Annotated in this window: 18 protein-coding genes; 15 read left to right on the top strand and 3 right to left on the bottom strand. The window is 63.6% G+C overall.

Features of this window, described 5'->3' with window-relative positions; all coding sequences use genetic code 11:
* Nucleotides 1-40 precede the first annotated feature (40 nt).
* Complete coding sequence (locus NP_RS00495; protein WP_011321829.1) at nt 41-1,894, top strand: PINc/VapC family ATPase; 1,854 nt, start codon at nt 41-43, stop codon at nt 1,892-1,894.
* Here NP_RS00495 and NP_RS00490 read toward each other — a convergent pair whose 3' ends face one another.
* Nucleotides 1,895-2,305 (bottom strand): hypothetical protein, encoded by a 411-nt coding sequence (locus NP_RS00490; RefSeq protein ID WP_011321828.1) that lies wholly within the window; start codon nt 2,303-2,305, stop codon nt 1,895-1,897. It lies immediately after the preceding gene.
* A gap of 32 nt (nt 2,306-2,337) precedes the next feature.
* Between NP_RS00490 and NP_RS00485 the strand changes: the two genes are divergently transcribed.
* The 3 genes from NP_RS00485 to NP_RS00475 are packed head-to-tail and all read left to right on the top strand — an operon-like array spanning nt 2,338 to nt 5,690.
* Nucleotides 2,338-3,438: a tRNA (guanine(26)-N(2))-dimethyltransferase gene (locus NP_RS00485; protein WP_011321827.1), complete on the top strand. Its 1,101-nt coding sequence runs from the start codon at nt 2,338-2,340 to the stop codon at nt 3,436-3,438.
* A 57-nt stretch (nt 3,439-3,495) separates the two neighbouring features.
* Entirely contained in the window at nt 3,496-4,803 is a 1,308-nt protein-coding gene (locus NP_RS00480) for a YihY/virulence factor BrkB family protein (protein WP_011321826.1), read from the top strand.
* Nucleotides 4,800-5,690: a phosphatase PAP2 family protein gene (locus tag NP_RS00475; protein ID WP_011321825.1), complete on the top strand. Its 891-nt coding sequence runs from the start codon at nt 4,800-4,802 to the stop codon at nt 5,688-5,690. The genes NP_RS00480 and NP_RS00475 overlap by 4 nt, the downstream gene beginning before the upstream one ends.
* On the opposite strand, the gene NP_RS00470 is transcribed toward NP_RS00475, so the two are convergent.
* Nucleotides 5,674-7,479, bottom strand: a complete 1,806-nt coding sequence (locus NP_RS00470) for a PAS domain S-box protein (RefSeq protein ID WP_049939382.1) — start codon at nt 7,477-7,479, stop codon at nt 5,674-5,676. The genes NP_RS00475 and NP_RS00470 overlap by 17 nt on opposite strands.
* A 117-nt stretch (nt 7,480-7,596) precedes the next feature.
* Here NP_RS00470 and rpl18a point away from each other — a divergent pair, with 117 nt between their 5' ends.
* The 11 genes from rpl18a to NP_RS00415 all read left to right on the top strand — a co-directional run bounded on the left by rpl18a (nt 7,597) and on the right by NP_RS00415 (nt 16,792).
* A complete protein-coding gene (gene rpl18a, locus NP_RS00465; protein WP_011321823.1) occupies nt 7,597-7,770 on the top strand; it encodes a 50S ribosomal protein L18Ae in 174 nt (57 codons plus the stop codon).
* Nucleotides 7,767-8,222 carry a prefoldin subunit alpha gene (pfdA, locus tag NP_RS00460; protein ID WP_011321822.1) on the top strand — a complete coding sequence of 152 codons (456 nt, stop codon included), beginning with the start codon at nt 7,767-7,769 and terminating at the stop codon, nt 8,220-8,222. Before rpl18a ends, pfdA begins: the two co-directional genes overlap by 4 nt.
* 7 nt (nt 8,223-8,229) lie before the next feature.
* Nucleotides 8,230-9,336, top strand: a complete 1,107-nt coding sequence (gene ftsY, locus NP_RS00455) for a signal recognition particle-docking protein FtsY (RefSeq protein ID WP_011321821.1) — start codon at nt 8,230-8,232, stop codon at nt 9,334-9,336.
* A gap of 4 nt (nt 9,337-9,340) precedes the next feature.
* Nucleotides 9,341-9,724 carry a type IV pilin N-terminal domain-containing protein gene (locus NP_RS00450; RefSeq protein ID WP_011321820.1) on the top strand — a complete coding sequence of 128 codons (384 nt, stop codon included), beginning with the start codon at nt 9,341-9,343 and terminating at the stop codon, nt 9,722-9,724.
* 75 nt (nt 9,725-9,799) lie between these two features.
* Complete coding sequence (locus NP_RS00445; protein ID WP_011321819.1) at nt 9,800-10,903, top strand: carbon-nitrogen hydrolase family protein; 1,104 nt, start codon at nt 9,800-9,802, stop codon at nt 10,901-10,903.
* A 104-nt stretch (nt 10,904-11,007) separates the two neighbouring features.
* The gene (locus tag NP_RS00440) at nt 11,008-11,679 is read left to right on the top strand and encodes a nitroreductase family protein (RefSeq protein ID WP_011321818.1); all 672 of its coding nucleotides are present in this window, start codon (nt 11,008-11,010) and stop codon (nt 11,677-11,679) included.
* Nucleotides 11,680-11,811: 132 nt separating this feature from the next.
* Complete coding sequence (locus NP_RS00435) at nt 11,812-13,128, top strand: ABC transporter substrate-binding protein (protein ID WP_011321817.1); 1,317 nt, start codon at nt 11,812-11,814, stop codon at nt 13,126-13,128.
* Nucleotides 13,129-13,191: 63 nt separating this feature from the next.
* Nucleotides 13,192-14,151, top strand: coding sequence for a branched-chain amino acid ABC transporter permease (locus NP_RS00430; protein WP_011321816.1), 960 nt, complete (start codon nt 13,192-13,194; stop codon nt 14,149-14,151).
* Nucleotides 14,148-15,284 carry a branched-chain amino acid ABC transporter permease gene (locus NP_RS00425; RefSeq protein ID WP_011321815.1) on the top strand — a complete coding sequence of 379 codons (1,137 nt, stop codon included), beginning with the start codon at nt 14,148-14,150 and terminating at the stop codon, nt 15,282-15,284. Before NP_RS00430 ends, NP_RS00425 begins: the two co-directional genes overlap by 4 nt.
* Nucleotide 15,285: 1 nt before the next feature.
* A complete protein-coding gene (locus NP_RS00420) occupies nt 15,286-16,065 on the top strand; it encodes an ABC transporter ATP-binding protein (protein ID WP_011321814.1) in 780 nt (259 codons plus the stop codon).
* The gene (locus tag NP_RS00415; protein ID WP_011321813.1) at nt 16,058-16,792 is read left to right on the top strand and encodes an ABC transporter ATP-binding protein; all 735 of its coding nucleotides are present in this window, start codon (nt 16,058-16,060) and stop codon (nt 16,790-16,792) included. Before NP_RS00420 ends, NP_RS00415 begins: the two co-directional genes overlap by 8 nt.
* A gap of 15 nt (nt 16,793-16,807) precedes the next feature.
* On the opposite strand, the gene NP_RS00410 is transcribed toward NP_RS00415, so the two are convergent.
* Nucleotides 16,808-18,442, bottom strand: coding sequence for an acyl-CoA synthetase (locus tag NP_RS00410; RefSeq protein WP_011321812.1), 1,635 nt, complete (start codon nt 18,440-18,442; stop codon nt 16,808-16,810).
* Nucleotides 18,443-18,453: the final 11 nt, after the last annotated feature.

Here is an 18,453-nt window from a genome sequence, read left to right as displayed (position 1 = left end):
CACCACGGTATTTATCCCCCCTCGGACCCGACCCGCGAGTATGGATATTCTGCCGGACACGAGCGCGGTCATCGACGGCCGCGTGTCGGAACGCGTCGAGGAAGACGGCGTCGACGTCGTCTATATCCCGGAGGCGGTCGTCGGCGAGTTGGAGGCACAGGCCAACGATGGCCGCGACAGCGGCTGGGACGGCCTCGAAGAGCTCCAGCAGCTCGCGGCACTCGCTGATGCGGGTGACATCGACATCGAGTACGTCGGCCGCCGCCCTGACGCCATCGAGAAGCGCGATGCGGGCGAGGGCGAGATTGATGCGCTCATCCGCGACCTCGCGGCCGAACATGGTGCGACGTTGCTGACAAGCGATGTCGTCCAAAGCGAGGTCGCCGAGGCAAAGGGGCTTCCCGTCGAGTACGTCGAGCCACGGACCGAGGACGCCGGCGAACTGGCTGTCGAGGCCTACTTCGACGAGGAGACGATGTCGGTCCACCTCAAAACCGACGTTCCGCCCATGGCCAAGCGCGGCACCGTCGGCGAGATGCGCTACGAACACATCGCCGAGGAGCCGCTTTCGGAGTCCGAGATGCGGTCGTTCGCCAACGACGTTATCGACACCGCTCGAACGGTTTCCGACGGCTTTGTCGAGCTTTCGCAGCCGGGGATGACAATCGTCCAGATACGCGATATGCGGATTGCGGTCGCGGAGCCGCCGTTCGCGGACGGCATCGAAGTGACCGCCGTCCGCCCCATCGTCAAGACCGACCTCGACGACTACGAGAGCGCCGACGCCCTCCGGGACCGATTTACCGAACATCAACGCGGCGTCCTCATCTCCGGAGCCCCGGGTGCCGGGAAGTCGACGTTCGCCCAAGCTGTCGCGGAGTTCCTCGATGACTCCGGCTTCGCGGTCAAGACGATGGAAAAGCCCCGCGACCTGCAGGTCGGCCCCGAAATCACCCAGTACACCGAGCTCGGCGGGTCGATGGAAAACACCGCCGACTCGCTTTTGATGGTTCGGCCGGACTACACGATTTACGACGAGGTCCGGAAAACGTCCGACTTCGAGACGTTCGCCGACATGCGGATGGCCGGTGTCGGAATGATCGGCGTTGTACACGCCACCCGTGCTATCGACGCCCTCCAGCGGCTCGTCGGCCGCGTCGAGTTGGGGATGATTCCGCAGGTCGTCGACACCGTCGTCTACATCGAGGCCGGCGATGTCGACACCGTCTACGATGTCAAAACGGAGGTCAAGGTCCCCCACGGGCTCGTCGAGGAGGACCTCGCGCGGCCGGTTATCGTCATCGAGGACTTCGAGACCGGCGTCCCGGCCTACGAGATATACACCTTCAACCGGCAGGTCGTCACCGTGCCGCTGGAGGGGGCCGAAGACGAGTCGGGCGGCGAAACCGGCGTCGAACGGGTCGCAAAACAGGAGATAGAACGGGAAATCCGCTCTGTCTCCCACGGCCACGTCGATGTCGAAATCAAGGGCGGCAACACCGCGGTCGTCTGGGTCGAAGACGACGACATCTCACACGTCATCGGCAAGGGCGGCGGCCGAATCAGCCAGATAGAAGACCGTCTCGGCATCGACATCGACGTCCGTTCGTTCTCCGACCGCTCGGATGGCCGCAGCGGCTCGGGGTCGTCCGCGTCCGGTTCCGGTGTTGCCGGCGGCGAGACGGTCGTCCCCGAGGTGACGAGCCGCCACGTCGTCATTCCGCTCGATGACCACCACGGCGAGACCGTTGAGGTCCGGGCCGACGACGAGTACCTCTTTACTGCGACCGTCTCCCGCGGCGGCGAGATACAGGTTTCGCGGGGGTCGGCAATCGCTGAGGAACTGGAGCAGGCAATCGACCGCGGCCGACAAATCGCTGTCGTTCCGCAGTAGCTACAGGAACTCCCGCACTTCCGAATACCACATGTCGTGGTGGTCGACGGCGTCGATGCGGCGGGCGATTTTCGCCGCGATGACGTGCCAACACAGCGCCGTCGGGTCCTCCGGGTCGAGATTGTATCGACTGTCCTCGCAGCTACAGCCGTCGTCTTCGATGACGTACTCCTCCGAGTGGCCGACAACGACGGTGAAATCACGGTACTGTTTGACACGTTCTTCGCTGACTGCCTCGATGGCCCGCACGCCGCGGTCGTCGTGGGTGTCGATAATCTGTTCGACGGCGTCGCTTGTGAGTTCGCCGTCGGCCTCCAGCGTCCGCTCCCACGTTTCGACCGCGTTCACGGCTCCGTCTTCCGCGTCGGACGGCAAAACAGGTTCGGTCGCGGCGACGGCCGCCAAGCACATCGCTTTTCGCCCGGCGGCCCGGACAGGCCCACATGGAGGTCTCCGAAGGGTCGGTTACCGTCGAGGTGCCGGAGGAGCGACACGGCGCAAGCGAAGGCTCCGGCGAGGGCGTCTTCTACAACCCGGTACAGGAGCTGAACCGAGACATTACCGCCGCCGTGCTCCGGACTGTCTCCGACGACTGCGACGAGTATCTCGATGCGATGGCCGCCAGCGGCATCCGGTCGGTGCGAGCCGCGGCGGCAGGCTATGACGTGACTGCCTGTGACATCGACGACGACGCTGTCGCCCTGACGCGCCGTAACCTCGACCGAAACGGCGTCGATGGGACCGTCCACCACCGGAACGTCAACGCCCACATGCACGAGTCCGCCCACGATGTCGTCGACCTCGACCCGTTCGGCACGCCGATGGCGTTTGCGGATGCGGCCGTCCGTAGCGCCGGCGAGTATCTCTGTGTCACCGCGACCGACACCGCGCCGCTGTGTGGTGCCCACTTCGAGAGCGGTGTTCGGAGCTACGATGCCGTCCCGCGGAACACCGAGTTCCACGCCGAGATGGGGCTGCGAGTGCTCCTGTCGGCGCTTGTCCGTACTGCTGCCCGACACGATATCGCTGCCGAGCCGGTGTTGAGCCACGTCACGAGCCACTACGTCCGGACCTATCTCCGGGTCGACTCCGGTGCGCGCGCCGCCGACGCGCTGCTGGAGCATCTCGGCTACATCGACCACTGCCAGCGCTGTCTCTGGCGCGACCACGAGCGAGGACGCGTTCCCGACCCCACGACAACCTGTCCGCACTGCGGGCAGTCGACGTGGACCGCCGGCCCGGTGTGGCTCGGCCCGGCCCACGACGCGGCGTTCGTCGACGATGTCGCCGGAGCCATCCCCGATTCCTTCGGCACCGCCGACAAGGCCCGCGACCTGCTGTCGACGGTCGCCACCGAACTCCACCAACCGACCCACTACGACCAGCACAAGCTCTACAAGCGGTGGAACGAGCCGAACATCGCGATGGACGATTTCCTTGCGGCGCTCCGTGCCGCCGGCCACGAGGCGTCCCGGACCCACTACGGCGGCACGACGTTCAAGACGGACGCCGACGTCGCCGACATTCGAAACGCGGTCGAGTAACCCTCCTTTCCCGCCCGTCCCGCCGATTATATGTAGTGGTCACGCATAGCCCGGACCGTGAAGCGGCACGTCGACCGGACGGTAGCGGTGACTCGCGGCGTCGTCGACGGCGCTCGGTCCGACCGCATCACGTTTCTCGCCGCCAGCCTCGCCTACTACGGGCTCGTCTCTCTGGTTCCGCTTCTCGTCTTGGCGCTGGTCGCGGCCTCCGTCGTCGGCGAGGGACAGCTCATCGAGGCGCTGGTGGTAGCCGTCGGCGACGCGCTCGGCGAGCAGGCCGGCGATGTCCTCGGCGATGCGCTGACCGGTGCCGCTGGTCGCGGCGGTGCGACACTGCTCGGCCTCGCCGTCTTCCTGTGGTCCGGGCTGAAGCTCTTTCGGGGGCTCGATATCGCCTTCTCGGAAGTCTACGGCACCGCCGGGCCGGAGTCGTTGCTCTCCGGCATCCGAAACGCCGTCGTCACGCTCGGGGCCGTCGGCCTCGGCGTCACCGCGACCGTCGCAGCCGGCGCTGCCATCGCCGTTCTCGGCGTTGATGCCGCCGTCGAGGGCGTTGCCCTCGTCGGTACGCTCGGTCTGTTCGTGGCGTTGACTGTCGCCTTCCTGCCGCTGTATTACTTCCTGCCGGGAACCGACGTTTCGCTCTCGGAGGCGGTCCCCGGTGCGGCCTTCGCGGCCATCGGCTGGACGGCGCTGCAGACCGGCTTTCGCATCTACGCCGGCGCGACAGACGCCTACGCCGCCTACGGGATACTCGGGGGCGTGCTCCTGCTTGTCACCTTCCTGTATCTCGGCGCGCTCGTGTTGCTGCTTGGAGCCGTTCTCAACGCCGTCCTCGCCGGCCGGTCGCCGCCGTCCGACCCCGATTCGATGACCGCGGCCGCCGGGGCTGCGGCTCCGGCTGCTGGACGCCCACCTGCACCGTCGGCCGACACGACCGTACCCGCGTCGGCCGTGACTGCGAGATCAGATACTATGACACGCGACCGACCTGACGACGACGCATCGAACGAGGAGCTTCGCGAGGAAATCGAGCGGCTCTACGACGAACTCGACCGCTTCGAGGAACGCATCGAGGACCGGACCGTCCACCGCGAAACGCTGGAGTCGGACCTCCGGCGATACGTCCGCCGACGCGTCAGGCGCGGCAAGGCCCGCGGCTGGGGGCCGTATCTCGTCTTACTGTACGGGACCGCGATGACGCTCGGAGCCTTCTACTGGCTCGCCGGCGGGTGGGCCGTCCTCGCGATGGTCGTCATCTGGCTGTCGACGCTCGGTCTCTATGCCCTGATGCTCATCGTCGGAACGACGCTGACCGCCGCCGGCCTCCCTGGCCGGCTTCTCGACCGCGTCCGTGACCGATGAGCCGGGCTATCGGCGAAACCGCAACGGTCGCTGGCCTCCCGGAATGGGTCGTCAGTGCCGCTGTTGTCGTCACGGCGCTTGGAGATGTGTGGTTCGTCTTCCTGTTTTTGGGCGTGCTCTACTGGTTCGGGTCGGCGCTTCCCGGCCCGGTGTCGCTGTCGCGGCCGCATTCGGCGTTCGCCGTTGCCTTGGCACTCGGCGGACTTGCGCTGACGACAGCGCTGAAAGAGTGGCTGCGACTGCCGCGCCCCGCTGGCGCGGCTGAACCGACAGCAGCGGGACTGCTCACGATGCTGCCGCCGTCGGCTCACGCTCAGGTCGCCGCCGCCGACGGCTTCGGCTTTCCGAGCGGCCATGCGGTCGCCGCCATCGTCGTCTACGGCGGTCTGGCGCTGCTTATTGATAGCCGGCGTGGCTACGCCGTTGCGGGACTGCTCTGTCTGCTGATTCCGCTGTCGCGGGTCGTCATCGGCGTCCACTACCTCGTTGACATTCTCGTCGGGCTGGCGCTCGGTGGCGGCTACCTCGCGGCCGTCTACCGGCTTTGCGGGCGCGGGGACGCGCCCGGGCGGGCGATGATGATAGCGCTTCTTGTCGCCGTCGTCGGCGCAGCAATCCACTACGGACAGGACACGATGTTGGCCCTCGGCGGCACACTCGGAGCGAGGATAGCGTGGGGAATCGTCGGCGGCGCGGTCGCCCACGAGGAGACGACACTGCTCGGCGGCGCGGTCTCGACTGCCGTCGGCCTCGCCTTTGCCAGCGGGTTTGCGGCCCTCTATTTCGTTGAGCCGGCCCCCTACGTCAGCTTCCTCGGAATGAGCGTCGTTGTCGCGGGTGTTCTCGTCGCGCCGCTCGTCGGCGAGGCTGTCACGCGCCGGCTGTGAACTCGGGGTTTCTCGCCGGAAGCCGGAGCGTGACGACGCTGCCGCGAGGGTCGTTTTCCGCGAAGCGAACCTCGCCACCGAAGGCGGCGACGACCCAGTAGACGAGCCACAGTCCCAGTCCGGTCGCATGCACCAGCGGCGTCTCCTTGCCGGATTCGATGGCCTCCCGCTCGTGTGTGGGGATACCGGGGCCATTGTCGGCAATATCGATTTCGACCCAGTCGCCGGCGGTGGTAGCTTCGTCCGCTGTGGCGCTGATACTGACGACGGCCGGTTCCCGGCTGTTGTGGACGATGGCGTTGTCGACGGCTTCCCGGAGTGCGACCTTTAGCCGGTCGTCTGCCCGGACGACGAGGTCGTCGGCTCCTCCAACGGAGATTTCTGCGTCGGGGTACTGCTCGTTGAACTCCCGTTTGAGGTCCGCAAAGAGCGTCGACACCGCACGAGTCGACTCCGGGTCGGTGTCGCTCTCGAAGAGCGCTCGCACGGTCGCCGCCTTCTCGCTCACGCGGAGCAGGTCGTCGGCCTTCGTCTCGATGTCGGCCGCGTACGACCGCAACCGTTCGTCGTCGAGATGTTCTTGGAGCAGCGAGGCGTTGCCCTTCGCGACTGTCATCCAGTTTCTGACGTTGTGGCGCAACACGCGGTTGAGCACGTCGAGCCGCTGTCGTCGCAGCCACTCGTCGGTGATTTCAGCCTCGATGCCAACGAACTGCGTAATTTCGCCGCTGCTGTCGGTGATTGGTGCGATTGTCTGTCGGACCCGGTAGAGTTCGCCCGAACGTTTCCGGTTGATAAGTTCGGCCTCCCAGAGTTCGCCGTCGAGTATCGTCTCCCACAACGCCGCGTAGAAGCTGTCGTCGTGTTTGCCGGATTTGAGTACCGACGGCGTGCGGCCGACTACCTCCTTTCGGCTGTAGCCTGTGTCCGCCTCGAAAGCGGGGTTGACATACTCGATGGTGCCGTCCGGGTCGGTGATGAGGACGGCGTGGCCGGCCTGCTCGACGGCCTCGCGAAACGTCCGGAGTGCCACCTCGCGCTCTTTTGAGGCAGAGATATCTCGGACAGAGCAGATGAGCCCGCCGGATGCCGTTCGCGAGAGGATGTGGTCTTCGGTAAACGTCGTCCCGTCCGCTCTGCGGCCGGTCGTTTCCCCTCGCCAGTCGTCGCCCGGTTCCAATGCCGGCAGCACCGTCTCTTTCATCCGCTCGATGTAGTTCTCGGGATGTAACAACTCCCAGTGCTCGCCCAGGAGCTCGTCGCGGCTGTATCCGTACAGTGAGGCGTATGCCTCGTTGACGTATACGAACCGGCCGTCGTCGTCGAGGATACTGATGCCTTCCTTTGTCGACTCGATGGCTTCCGAACAGCGCCGCTCCCGGCGGCGTTCTGCCGCTTTCTCGACGTGTGTTATGAGTCGCTCGGCAAGCGACTGTCCTTCGTCGACGCCCGCGCGGACGTAGTCTGTCACGCCGGCTGACACTGCCTCGCTGGCGACGGCTTCGCTTCCCGCGTCGGTGCGGAGCACGAACGGCAGGTCGGGATACCGTTCTCGAACGGCATGCAGCAGTGCGATTCCGTCGTCCCCGGGGAGGTCGTATGCCGAAACGACACAGTCGATACTGCCGTTGTCGTGGTCGTTGTCGAGCCGGTCCAGAGCCGCCGCGGCGGTATCGGCACACATGAGAGTGAATGACGCTGTATGCCGTGCTAGCTCGGCGTCGACCTGCTCCGTCGTGGTCCGGTCGCCGACGACCAGCGTGTTGACCGGGTCAGGGCGCTGTTCCACTACACCGTCTGTACGTTTTTCATAGTTTTATTTCTATAGGTCCCCGATTCCGCGGTACCCGTTCTCACACGTTTACGGTTAGGAAGATACTTCCCGCTTGCGGCACGTGTTCCACGCATGAGTGAGTTCACGGTTCGAGGCCGGTTCCCGGCCCGCTACGGCGAGCAGAACTTCGAGAAAAACGTCGAAGCCCCCAACGAGGACGTCGCCCAAGAGCGCGTCTACGCGAACTTCGGCTCCCAGCACGGGCTCAAGCGCACCCAGATAACCATCGACGAGGTGGACGCATGAGCCTCGGTGGTGGCGGCGGCGGCGGAGCGATGGAGCAGATTCAGCAACAGCTGCAGGCGCTCGAACAGGAAAAGCAGGCCATTCAGGCCGAAATCGAGAACGTCCGCGACGAGCAATCCGAGATCGACGAGGCCATCGAAGCCATCGAGACGCTCGAAACCGGCGCAACGGTGCAGGTGCCGCTCGGCGGCGACGCCTACGTCCGCGCGACGATCGAGGACATGGACGAAGTCGTCGTCACGCTCGGCGGCGGCTACGCTGCCGAACGCGACAGCGAGGGCGCTGTCGAATCTCTCGAACGGAAAAAGGAGACCCTCGACGACCGCATCGAGGAGCTCGAAGGCGAAATCGAGACCGTCGAAGAAGAGACCGCAAGCCTCGAAGAGAAGGCCCAGCAGGCCCAGCAGCAGCAGATGCAGCAGCTCCAGCAGATGCAGCAGGAAGACGAGTAAGGGATAGATGTTCGAGGGACTGAAAGACAAACTCAGCAGCTTCAAAGGCGACGTCGAAGAGCAGGCCGACGAGCCCGACAGCGAGGCGGACGCGGCCGAGCCCGAGACAGCCGACGCCGAAGCAGCCGCTGAACCCGAAGCGTCGTCGACGGACACGGACACAGGCGAGCCGGACTCCGTAACCGAGCCCGAGCCGGACTCGGACCCGGAGACCGATGCTGAAGACGACCCCGGGCTGGCAAAGAAGGCGGCGCTGGCAGCGACCGGCCGGACCATCATCACCGAAGAAGAGCTAGAGGAGCCGCTCGAACAGCTCGAACTCGAACTCCTGCAGGGCGATGTCGAGATGAGCGTCGCCCAAGAGATAACCGACCGTATCCGCGAGGAACTGGTCGGCGAGACCCGCAAACAGGTCGAATCCGGCGAGCAGGTCGTCGAGCGAGCTATCGCCGAGGCGCTCCGGGATGTCATAAGCGTCGGCCAGTTCGACTTCGAGTCCCGTATTGCCGACGCCGAGAAGCCGGTCACCATCGTCTTTACGGGTGTCAACGGTGTCGGCAAGACGACATCGATAGCCAAACTGGCCCGCTGGTTCGAAGAGCGCGGCCACTCGTCGGTGCTGGCCAACGGTGACACCTACCGCGCCGGAGCCAACGAGCAAATCGAAGAACACGCCGACGCCCTCGACAAGAAAATCATCACCCACGAACAGGGCGGCGACCCGGCGGCGGTCATCTACGATGCCGTCGAATACGCCGAAGCAAACGATGTCGATGTCGTCCTCGGCGATACGGCCGGCCGACTCCACACCGCCGACGACCTGATGGCGCAACTAGAGAAAATCGACCGTGTTGTCGACCCCGACCTGACTCTCTTCGTCGACGAGGCCGTTGCCGGCCAAGACGCGACGAACCGCGCCAAGGAGTTCAACGATGCCGCCGAAATCGATGGCGCAATCCTGACGAAGGCCGACGCCGACTCACAGGGCGGTGCGGCCATCTCCATTGCCCACGTCACCGGCAAGCCAATTTTGTTCCTCGGGACCGGGCAGGGCTACGACGACATCGAGCGGTTCGACCCCGACGAAATCGTCTCCCGCCTGCTCGAGGCGTGAGCCGATGCGCGACCGCGTCGCCGTCGCGGTCTTTTTGCTCGCGGTCGTCGCAGCCGCCGTCGGTGGCTCGCTTTTGACGACCGATGCGCCGCCGTCGGCGGCCCCGAACGCCGATTTTGCGGTCACCGGTGACCCGGCCGACACGGTCACCGTCGAACACGTCGGTGGTGACTCGCTGGATTCGGGGGCCGTCCGCGTGCTCGTCTACGAGGACCGACCGCTGATACCTGACCGGACGGTCCATGCGACGACGTGGGAGGAGCCGGGGCTGATACAGGAAACCGACCGGCTCGAAGTCGAGGACCCCCGTTTCGAGTCCGGACAGCGGCTCGTTGTCCGCTGGTTCGGCGACGAGGGGCCGGCGACGCTGTACGAGACACACCTGTAGCGCAGGTTTTTCTCGCTTCACTCGGGGTGAGACCGTCCCACATGGTTAACTGCGGAGCCGCTGTACCGGCCTGCCATGCCAGCCGAATCGTTCACGCTCGCGGCGGCACAGATCGAACCGGTCTATCACGACAAGGCGGCGACGCTCGACAAGACCTGTCGATATATCGAGCGCGCCGGCAATGCGGGTGCCGACCTCGTTGTCTTTCCCGAGACGTATTTTCCCGGCTATCCGTACTGGCGCGGCAGCGTCTCGATTCCACGGTGGACTGAACTTATGGTTGACCTACAGAAGAACAGCCTCCATGTCGACGACGAGGCAGTCGACGTGCTTGCGGAGGCGGCCGCCGACGCCAACGTCCACGTCGCGCTCGGCACCAACGAGCGCAGCGACCGCCCGGGCAGCGAGACGCTGTACAACTCAATATTCTACTTCAGCCGGGACGGCGACCTGCTTGGCCGCCACCGCAAACTGATGCCGACCCAGGAGGAACGCGCCATCTGGGGACGGGGTGACCCATCAAGTCTCGACACCTACGAGACGGATATCGGCACGCTCGGCGGGCTCGTTTGCTATGAAAACCACATGACGCTCTCGAAGGCGGCGCTGACCGCGATGGGTGAAGAGATCCACGCCGCCGTCTGGCCGGGCTTTTGGGAACAGCACGGCCACCCGGGCGACAAGAGCCGCGCCGAGAGCAGCGAGGCGGTCGATACCTGCGACATCTACCCGGCGATGCGAGAGTACGCCTTCGAGACGCAGTCTTTTGTCGCCGCCTGCTCGGCGTACATGGGAGAGGATATCCCCGATGGATTCTCCGAGTCGGAACTCGGGTTCAACGTCGCCGCCGGCGGGAGTATGCTCATCAACCCGGCCGGTATTGTCAAAGCCGGGCCGCTCGTCGGCGAGGAAGGGCTTTTGACTGCGGATTTTGAACGCGACGAGCGACGGGCGACGAAGGCGTATTTCGACGCGATGGGCCATTACACCCGCTGGGATGCCGTCTCGCTTTCCATAAGCGACGAGACGCTCTCGCCGACTGTAGAGACCGGTGATGTCATCCGAGACAACGGAACGCTTTCGGCCGCTGCCGCCGAGGCAATCGCCGACGACCACGACATCGACACCGAGGCTGTCGAGGCGGTCGCCGACGCCATCCTCGACCGCCACCAGCCGTAGCGTAGGATACTGTGGTATAAAGTACCGTGGTATACCTCGAAGAAAAGCGGTACGGACCACCGAGACCGACTCGACCTTTCCTTTCGGGGTCGTAGGCGTTTGTGATGCAGTTCGACGAGCTACTCCGCGCCCGACGGTCAGTCCACCAGTACAGCGACGAATCAATCGACGAGGCGACGCTTGAGACGATATTCGAGGCGGCGACGCTTGCGCCTTCGGGGTATAACCTCCAGCCGTGGGAGTTCCTCGCACTCCGCGACCCCGAACGGAAGCAGGCTCTTCGAGAAATCGCCTACGACCAAGAACACGTCACCGAGGCCGACACCGCCGTCGTCGTGCTCGGGCACACGGACCCGACTGAACACGCCGAGCCGGTCTTCGACGATTGGCTGGCGAAGGGCTACGTCCCGAACGAGGACGTACGGGACGCCCTCCTTGAGAACGTCGAGGGAATGGCCGAGATGCCGGAAGACGAACGGCGCATCTGGACGACACGGTCGACGGCGCTGGCTGCGATGACGTTGATGTACGCCGCGTGGGATGAAGGCGTTGCCAGTTGTCCGATGGAAGGCTTCGACGCCGAGGCGCTCGTCGAGGAGTTCGACATCCCTGATGCGTACGAGCCGGTGATGCTCATCACGCTCGGCTATCCGGCCGCGGACGCTGCCGATGTCGAAAACGAGCGGAAGGGTCGCCGGCCTGTCGATGACGTTGTTCATTACGACGAGTTCGAGCCGGCGGAGACGACGTCGCTTGCAGTGCCGAATAAAGACTAAGCCGCGGTCGGCTTCCGAGAGTATATAAGCAACCTACCGTTTTCGCCCGGTCTATTATTATCCGAGCCGGGTTGATATGTTCACGTCCGGTTATAATTGTCTTCCCCGCACACTCGTTAGTGACGGTCAACCATGACAGACAGTTTCAACCTCGACCGACGTAATGTACTCAAAGCCGCCGGGGGGACCGCAGTTGCCGCGGCGCTTGCGGGATGCTCAGTCTTGCTTGATGGAGAAGAGAACGGAAACGGTGGTGCAGCGCTCGAGGACGTTCCTGATGAGCCGATAGAGGCTGGCCTCCAGACGTTTAGAGAGGGGGCACCGTCGGTGCTCGGGCTTCAAGCCGAATACGGCGCTCAGACAGCCATTCGCCGCATCAACGATGCCGGCGGAATCGCCGGGCGACAGATGGAACTCGACGTTATCGAGGAGGAGGGGGCGACGATAGAGAACTATCGCCGCTTCGTCGATGAAGGAAAAGACGTTACGTTCGGTCCGATTTCCAGTGGCGGCCACGAAGAGCTCGTTCCAGTCGTCGAAGAGGAGGGTGTTGTCAACGTTGGCACCGACGGAACGGTCACGACGCTCTACGAGACCGAATACCCGGACGTTGAGTACTCCTTCCGGTTCCAGAACCACGACGTGATGGAGGCCCTATCAGCCGCTCGAACCGCAGTCGAGCAGCTTGGTGCGGAGAACATCGACACGTTCGCCAATATCAATCCCGACTACACGTTCGGCTACGACGAGCGTGAGGTGTTCAACGCCGGTATCGAGCAGCTCACGGGCGCTGAGGAAGTCTACGACGGCTATCCGGAGCTCGGTGCTGACGACATGTCGACACACGTGACCGCAGTTGCCGACGCGGAACCGGACGTCCTGTTTACGAGCTGTTGGGGCGGCGACGCGACACTGCTTTTGGACCAAGGGCAGGCTGGTGACCTCTTCGATGCCGTCGATATCACGGTCGGACCAGTCCTCTACAGCGCCGCGAACGACTTCTCTGAAGAGCTTGTCGAGGGGAATATCTGGTCCGGTTCGCGGAACTTCTACTGGGGCTCGCCACCGCAGAATCAGTGGGACCCCGGGGTGGAGCTATTCGAGGAGGCACAGGACGAGCACGATACGATTCCGACCGCTCACTTTATGAGCGGGTACGGTGCCGTCACCGCGTGGGCGACCGCCGTCGAAAAGGCCGTCGACATCGTCGGTGGCTGGCCCTCCCAAGACCAGATTGCAGCCACCCTCGAAAACCACGGCTTCTATACGCCCGCCGGCTACCACACCATCGGTCCGGACCATCAGGGATACTCCACCGCCCACTTCGGTGAGATGACGTGGGACGACGGTATGGACATGCCGGTGCTGGAGAACGTCACCACGATTCCGGCGAGCCACGTGTCGCCGCCGCAGGGTGAGATTTCCATCGACTGGATCGAGAGCTGGTAAGTCGGAGGCCATCTATGTTATTCGACGATACGCAACACGACGGCTGCTGGGAGCGTGGTCTCCGTGCTTGAAGCCGCGCTCTTTGTTTCCCCGGAGCTGTTCGTAGAGCAGACGCTCAACGGGCTCTTCTTCGGGTTCATCCTCTTTATGATAGCGACGGGGCTGACGATTATCTTCGGCGTGCTCGGTATCCTCAACCTCGCCCACGGTGAGTTCTACGCGCTCGGTGCGTTCCTCGTTTTCAGCATTGCCGGCTTCTTTGTTGGCTTCGTCGGCGACCCGACCGACCCCGTCTCCATCGCGCTTGTGGCTGTTCTCGCGCTCGTCGGGGTGTTCGTCGCCGCGGCCATCCTGCTGCCGATAAGCGCGTTCCTTGAAGCAGTGTTCGTTAGACCAATCTACGACCGTGATGAGGTCTACCAGCTGCTTTTGACCTACGCGCTGCTGTTGATGCTCGTTGACGTGCTGCTTTTGGTCTGGGGCGGTCAACCCCAGCGGCTCGAAGGCGTGTTCAACACAGTCAACCAGATTCCGACGACCGAACTCGTCGGGTTCAGCTATCCGAGTTACAACATCTTTGCCATCCTGCTCGGGCTCTGTGTGTTCGGGTTCCTCGTGTGGTTCTTCGAGCGGACGAAGACGGGCCGTATCGTTCGTGCCACAGCCATCAACCGCGAGGCGGCAACGGCGATGGGCGTCAGCACCGACCGTGTGTTTACCCTCGTGTTTGCGATGGGTGGTTTCTTCGCCGGCTTCGCCGGTGCTGTCCACGGTGCCGGCCCCATCTCCGCCGACGTGGGGATGGGTGTCAATCCGCTCGTGCTCTCGTTCGTTGTCATCGTCGTTGGTGGGCTCGGCTCCATCAAGGGAGCCTTCGTCGGCGCGCTGCTCATCGGCGTCGCCAGCCGCTGGGCGACGATGATATACCCGCCGGCTGAACTCGCCGCGCCGTTTGCGATCATGGTCGCCGTGTTGCTTCTCAGACCCGAGGGGCTCTACGGAACGTGGGGTGAGATCGAATGAGCAACGACGACAGCCGCCAGTTCCGGATTATGAAGGGGCTTGAGCTTTCGACCAGACAGCTCCTCTATATCGGCATCGCCGTTGCGGTGTTGCTTGCCGTCCCTGACATCGAGCAGTTCCACGCTGACCTCCGCATGCAGACGATATACCTCGGGCTCTGCTGGGGACTTGCAGCCCTTGGCGTGAACCTGCTCTTGCGACACACCGAGTTGGTTTCGTTCGGCCACGCCGCGTACTTCGGCGGCGGTGCCTACGGTGCCGCGCTCGTCGCCCAGTATGCCGGCATCGAGGAGGCCGTGTTGCTCGTCCTCGCTGGCGTTTTGGTCGCCATCTCGCTCGCTGTCGTCATTGGCTGGCTTGTCGCCGGATATCTCGACATCTACTTCGCCCTCTTGACGCTTGCGTTCAACCAGCTCCTGTTCGCCATCGTCATGGGGAGCCCTCGGCTACTGGGCTCTGATGATGGGCTTAGCGTCCGTCCGGCGAGTGAACTGACTCGGCCGACGCTTTTCGGCGTGGAGTTCACCGCCGCCCAGTACGAGGTGTTGATCTACTACGTCGCCATCGCGGTGCTTATCGTCATGCTGTTGGTGACGTGGCGGCTGATTAACTCCCCGTTCGGCCGTGCACTCGACGCTATCGGACAGGACCGAACCCGAGCCCGCTTTATCGGCATTCCCGTCAAGCGGTACGTCTGGGTGACGTTCGTTATCTCAGCCGTTTACGGGGGGCTCGCCGGCGGGCTCTACTCGCTCAGCATGCTCCACGTCAGGCCCGGCAACACGCTGTTCGTGCTCCGGTCCGGTGAGATACTGTTCATGGCGATTCTCGGCGGCTTCAAGACCCTCCTCGGTCCGATAGCCGGTGGTATCGTCCTGACGTACATGCTCACAGAGCTCCGGTTTGCGACGGAATACTGGGAGTTCGCGACCGGCTTCGTGTTGCTGCTCGTGGTGTTCTTGCTGCCGAGAGGCATCCTCGGCTCGTGGCCGACCATCGCGGCCGGCTTCAGCAAACGAGTCAGCAACCCGGGGCTGCTTTCGGATGATATCGGCGTGTTGGCCTCGATGATTGCCGCGAAGCTCCGCGACGCAGCCCACACGACGAAGATTATCCTATTTGGGGTGAAATGACATGCTCGAAGCACGCAATCTCGTAAAGGAGTTCGGAAAGCTCCGCGCGACAGACGACGTATCGCTGCAGTTCGGCACCGAATCCGGTGAAATGGTCTTCATCGTTGGACCGAACGGCGCCGGGAAGACGACCCTGATTAACCTCTTGACTGGACTGCTAGAGCCCGATGAAGGCTCGGTCGTCATGCACGAACAGACCGATGACGGAACTGTCGAGCGGGATATTACGGAAATGCGCCCGGACAGGCGCGTCAAAGAGGGCCTAGTCCGTAGCTTCCAGATCGTCCATCTCTTCGAGGAGATGACCGTTCGGGAAAACGTCCGAACCGCCGCGCTCTCGAACCACGACAAGTTCACGAAGGTCCGGAGCTTGGACGACGAACACGAGGCTGTCGAGGCAGATGTCGACGCCCTGCTCGAACAGTTCCGGCTCGAAGACGTCGCCGACGAGGTCGCCGAAACGCTCCCGCATGGCGACCGGAAGCTGCTCGATGTCGCGATTTCCTTCGCGCTGGACCCGAACTACCTGCTGCTCGATGAGCCGACATCCGGTGTCGGCGCCGAAGAAAAGGAGTACGTCATTGAGACAGTCGTCGAGGCGAGCAAAGAACAGAACGTCTCAACGGTCACCATCGAGCACGATATGGACATCGTCAGAACCTACGCCGACCGGATGGTTGCGCTCGTCGAGGGCGAGGTGTTCCGAGAGGGGCCGCCGACGCTGCTCGACACCGACGACGACCTGCGCCAAACGCTTCTGGGGGTGTCCGAGGATGAGTAACCCGCTTTTGGAGCTGACCGACAACCACGCGATGGTCGAGGGGTTCGAGGTCACACACGGTATCGACCTGACCGTCGAGGCTGGCGAGGCTGTCGCGCTCGTCGGCCGCAACGGGGCCGGCAAGACATCGACGTTCCGTGGCATCATGGGATTGACACCGCTTGATTCGGGGTCTGTCAGGTTCGACGGCGAGGAGCTCACCGACCTCCGGCCTGAGGTCATTCCGATGCGTGGCATCGGCTATCAGCCGGAAGGCCGCGACCTCTTTACCGGTATGACCGTCGAGGAGAACTTCCGGCTCCCCATCTGGACCTCCGGCGACGCCCGCGGCATCGACGACGAGGACGCGATGGTCGAGAGCATCTTCGACCTCTTTGAGGAGCTTGACGACCGGCGCGACGCTGAGGTGCAAAACTTGAGCGGCGGGCAGGGAAAGATGTGTGCCATCGGCCGCGCGATGGCGCTGGACCCGGACCTGCTGCTTCTCGACGAGCCGCTTGAGGGACTTGCCCCCATCGTCGTCGAGAACCTCAAGGAGTATCTCAGAGAGATTATTGACCGCGATATCTCCGTGCTCGTCGCCGAATCAAACGCGAGCCACGTCCCCGATATCGTCGACCGGATGTACGTCATCGAACGCGGCGAAATCGTCGATAGCGGTGACCCTGAGGCGCTGCTGGAAGACGAAGAGATACAGGAACTGATGCAGGGCGGAGGCGGCGGCTAGCGCCTCTGGCCGTGTCTACGGCTCTTTTCTGAGCTCGGTACGCCGTATCTTCCCGGTCGTCGTCGTCGGTAGCTCGTCGACGAACGTCAGCTCCCGGGGATACTCGTGTTTGGCGAGGTTTTCTTTGACGAGCGACTGCACTTCTGTCCGGAGGCCGTCGTCGCCCGCAACGCCTTCGACTGGCTGGCAGAACGCCTTGATAATCTCACCCCGGGTTTCATCCGGCACGCCGACGACGCCAGCCTGCTCAATGTCCGGATGTTCGAGAATGGCTTCCTCGACTTCGCCGGGACCGACCCGGTAGCCGCTCGTGATGATGATGTCATCGTCTCGGGATTTGAACCAGATGTATCCGTCCTCGTCTCGCTCTGCGAGGTCGCCGGTCAGGTGCCATCCGCCGACGGTAACCGACGCCGTCTTCTCCGGCTGGTTCCAGTACTCCTCGAAAACAACCGGGTCATCCGTCCGCTTGACTGCTATCTGTCCGACCTCGCCTGTCGCAACCGGTGTTCCATCGTCGGGGTCAACGACGGCGACTTCATGCCCTGGAACTGGCTTCCCCATGCTCCCGGCCTGTGCGGGGAACCACGACTGGCAGTTGCAGACCAACAGATTTGCCTCGGTCTGGCCGTACAGTTCGTTTACCGCGACACCGTCGAGTTCCGCTTCGGCCCACTCGAGAATCTCGGACGTAAGCGGCTCGCCTCCAGAACAGATGGCCTCCAGCGAGAGGTCGTAGCTGTCTGTTTCGATGCCCATCAGCATGCGGATAGCCGTCGGTGGAAGGAACGTCGATGTGACATCGAACTCGGCGGAGAGTTCGAAGGCCAACTCGGGGTCGAACTCCCCCATCGGATAGCCGACAACCGGTCGGCCGTAGTGCCACGCCGGAAACACGAGGTCGCCAAGTGCCCCTATCCAAGCCCAGTCGGCGGGTGTCCAGAACACCGCTTCGGACATGTCGAGTTCGAAATACATCTTGAAAGCCGGACAGTGGCCGACCCACACGGAGTGGGTGTGGAGTGCCCCTTTCGGTGGCCCCGTCGAGCCACTCGTATACATGATGATGGCGGGCGTTTCAGGGGAGGTATCGACCGGCTCGAAGCTGCTGTCGGCGGCTGCGACAAGCCCGCTGAACGTTGTCGACCCTTCGTGGTGTCCCGCGCCGGCCCAGTCGACCTCGACGACGTGTTCCAGTCCGGCACAGCGCTCACGGATGCCATCGACGGTTTCATAGCTATCTCTGTCAACGACGGCAACAGTCGCCTCACTGTCGTCAAGCCGGTACTGGAGGCCGTCTGGGCCGAACAGAACCGAAAGCGGCATCGAGACGGCCCCGAGCTTCCAACAGGCCAGATGTGTTATCGGATTCGCCGGCACCTGCGGCAACACGACGCCGACGCGGTCGCCCCTGCCGACGCCTAAGTCGGCGAGGGCGTTCGCGAGCCGGTCGGATTCGTCGTCAAGGTCGCCGAAACTGTACTCCTCCCGCCGGCCATCGGGGTAGGCCTGAAACAACGCTGGCCTGTCGGCGTGTTCGTGTTTCCCGACGAGGTCGTAGGCAGCGTTGTAGTCGTTCGGAATGTCCCACGTAAATTCGGCTGTCGCCTGCTCGTAGCTCTCTTCCGGGACTGTGACGTGCCATACCATACCTGGACAAC

Origin of the sequence: Natronomonas pharaonis DSM 2160 (assembly GCF_000026045.1) — an archaeon.
GTDB lineage: Archaea > Halobacteriota > Halobacteria > Halobacteriales > Haloarculaceae > Natronomonas > Natronomonas pharaonis.
This window is presented reverse-complemented; position numbering and strand designations above follow the sequence as displayed.

Coding starts and splice junctions, on each gene's coding strand:
- NP_RS00485 (WP_011321827.1), top strand. CDS start 2,338: ATGGAGGTCTCCGAAGGGTCGGTTACCGTCGAGGTGCCGGAGGAGCGA.
- NP_RS00450 (WP_011321820.1), top strand. CDS start 9,341: ATGCGCGACCGCGTCGCCGTCGCGGTCTTTTTGCTCGCGGTCGTCGCA.
- NP_RS00420 (WP_011321814.1), top strand. CDS start 15,286: ATGCTCGAAGCACGCAATCTCGTAAAGGAGTTCGGAAAGCTCCGCGCG.
- NP_RS00490 (WP_011321828.1), bottom strand. CDS start 2,305: ATGTGCTTGGCGGCCGTCGCCGCGACCGAACCTGTTTTGCCGTCCGAC.
- rpl18a (WP_011321823.1), top strand. CDS start 7,597: ATGAGTGAGTTCACGGTTCGAGGCCGGTTCCCGGCCCGCTACGGCGAG.
- NP_RS00495 (WP_011321829.1), top strand. CDS start 41: ATGGATATTCTGCCGGACACGAGCGCGGTCATCGACGGCCGCGTGTCG.
- NP_RS00475 (WP_011321825.1), top strand. CDS start 4,800: ATGAGCCGGGCTATCGGCGAAACCGCAACGGTCGCTGGCCTCCCGGAA.
- NP_RS00415 (WP_011321813.1), top strand. CDS start 16,058: ATGAGTAACCCGCTTTTGGAGCTGACCGACAACCACGCGATGGTCGAG.
- NP_RS00445 (WP_011321819.1), top strand. CDS start 9,800: ATGCCAGCCGAATCGTTCACGCTCGCGGCGGCACAGATCGAACCGGTC.
- NP_RS00435 (WP_011321817.1), top strand. CDS start 11,812: ATGACAGACAGTTTCAACCTCGACCGACGTAATGTACTCAAAGCCGCC.
- NP_RS00440 (WP_011321818.1), top strand. CDS start 11,008: ATGCAGTTCGACGAGCTACTCCGCGCCCGACGGTCAGTCCACCAGTAC.
- NP_RS00410 (WP_011321812.1), bottom strand. CDS start 18,442: ATGGTATGGCACGTCACAGTCCCGGAAGAGAGCTACGAGCAGGCGACA.
- ftsY (WP_011321821.1), top strand. CDS start 8,230: ATGTTCGAGGGACTGAAAGACAAACTCAGCAGCTTCAAAGGCGACGTC.
- pfdA (WP_011321822.1), top strand. CDS start 7,767: ATGAGCCTCGGTGGTGGCGGCGGCGGCGGAGCGATGGAGCAGATTCAG.
- NP_RS00425 (WP_011321815.1), top strand. CDS start 14,148: ATGAGCAACGACGACAGCCGCCAGTTCCGGATTATGAAGGGGCTTGAG.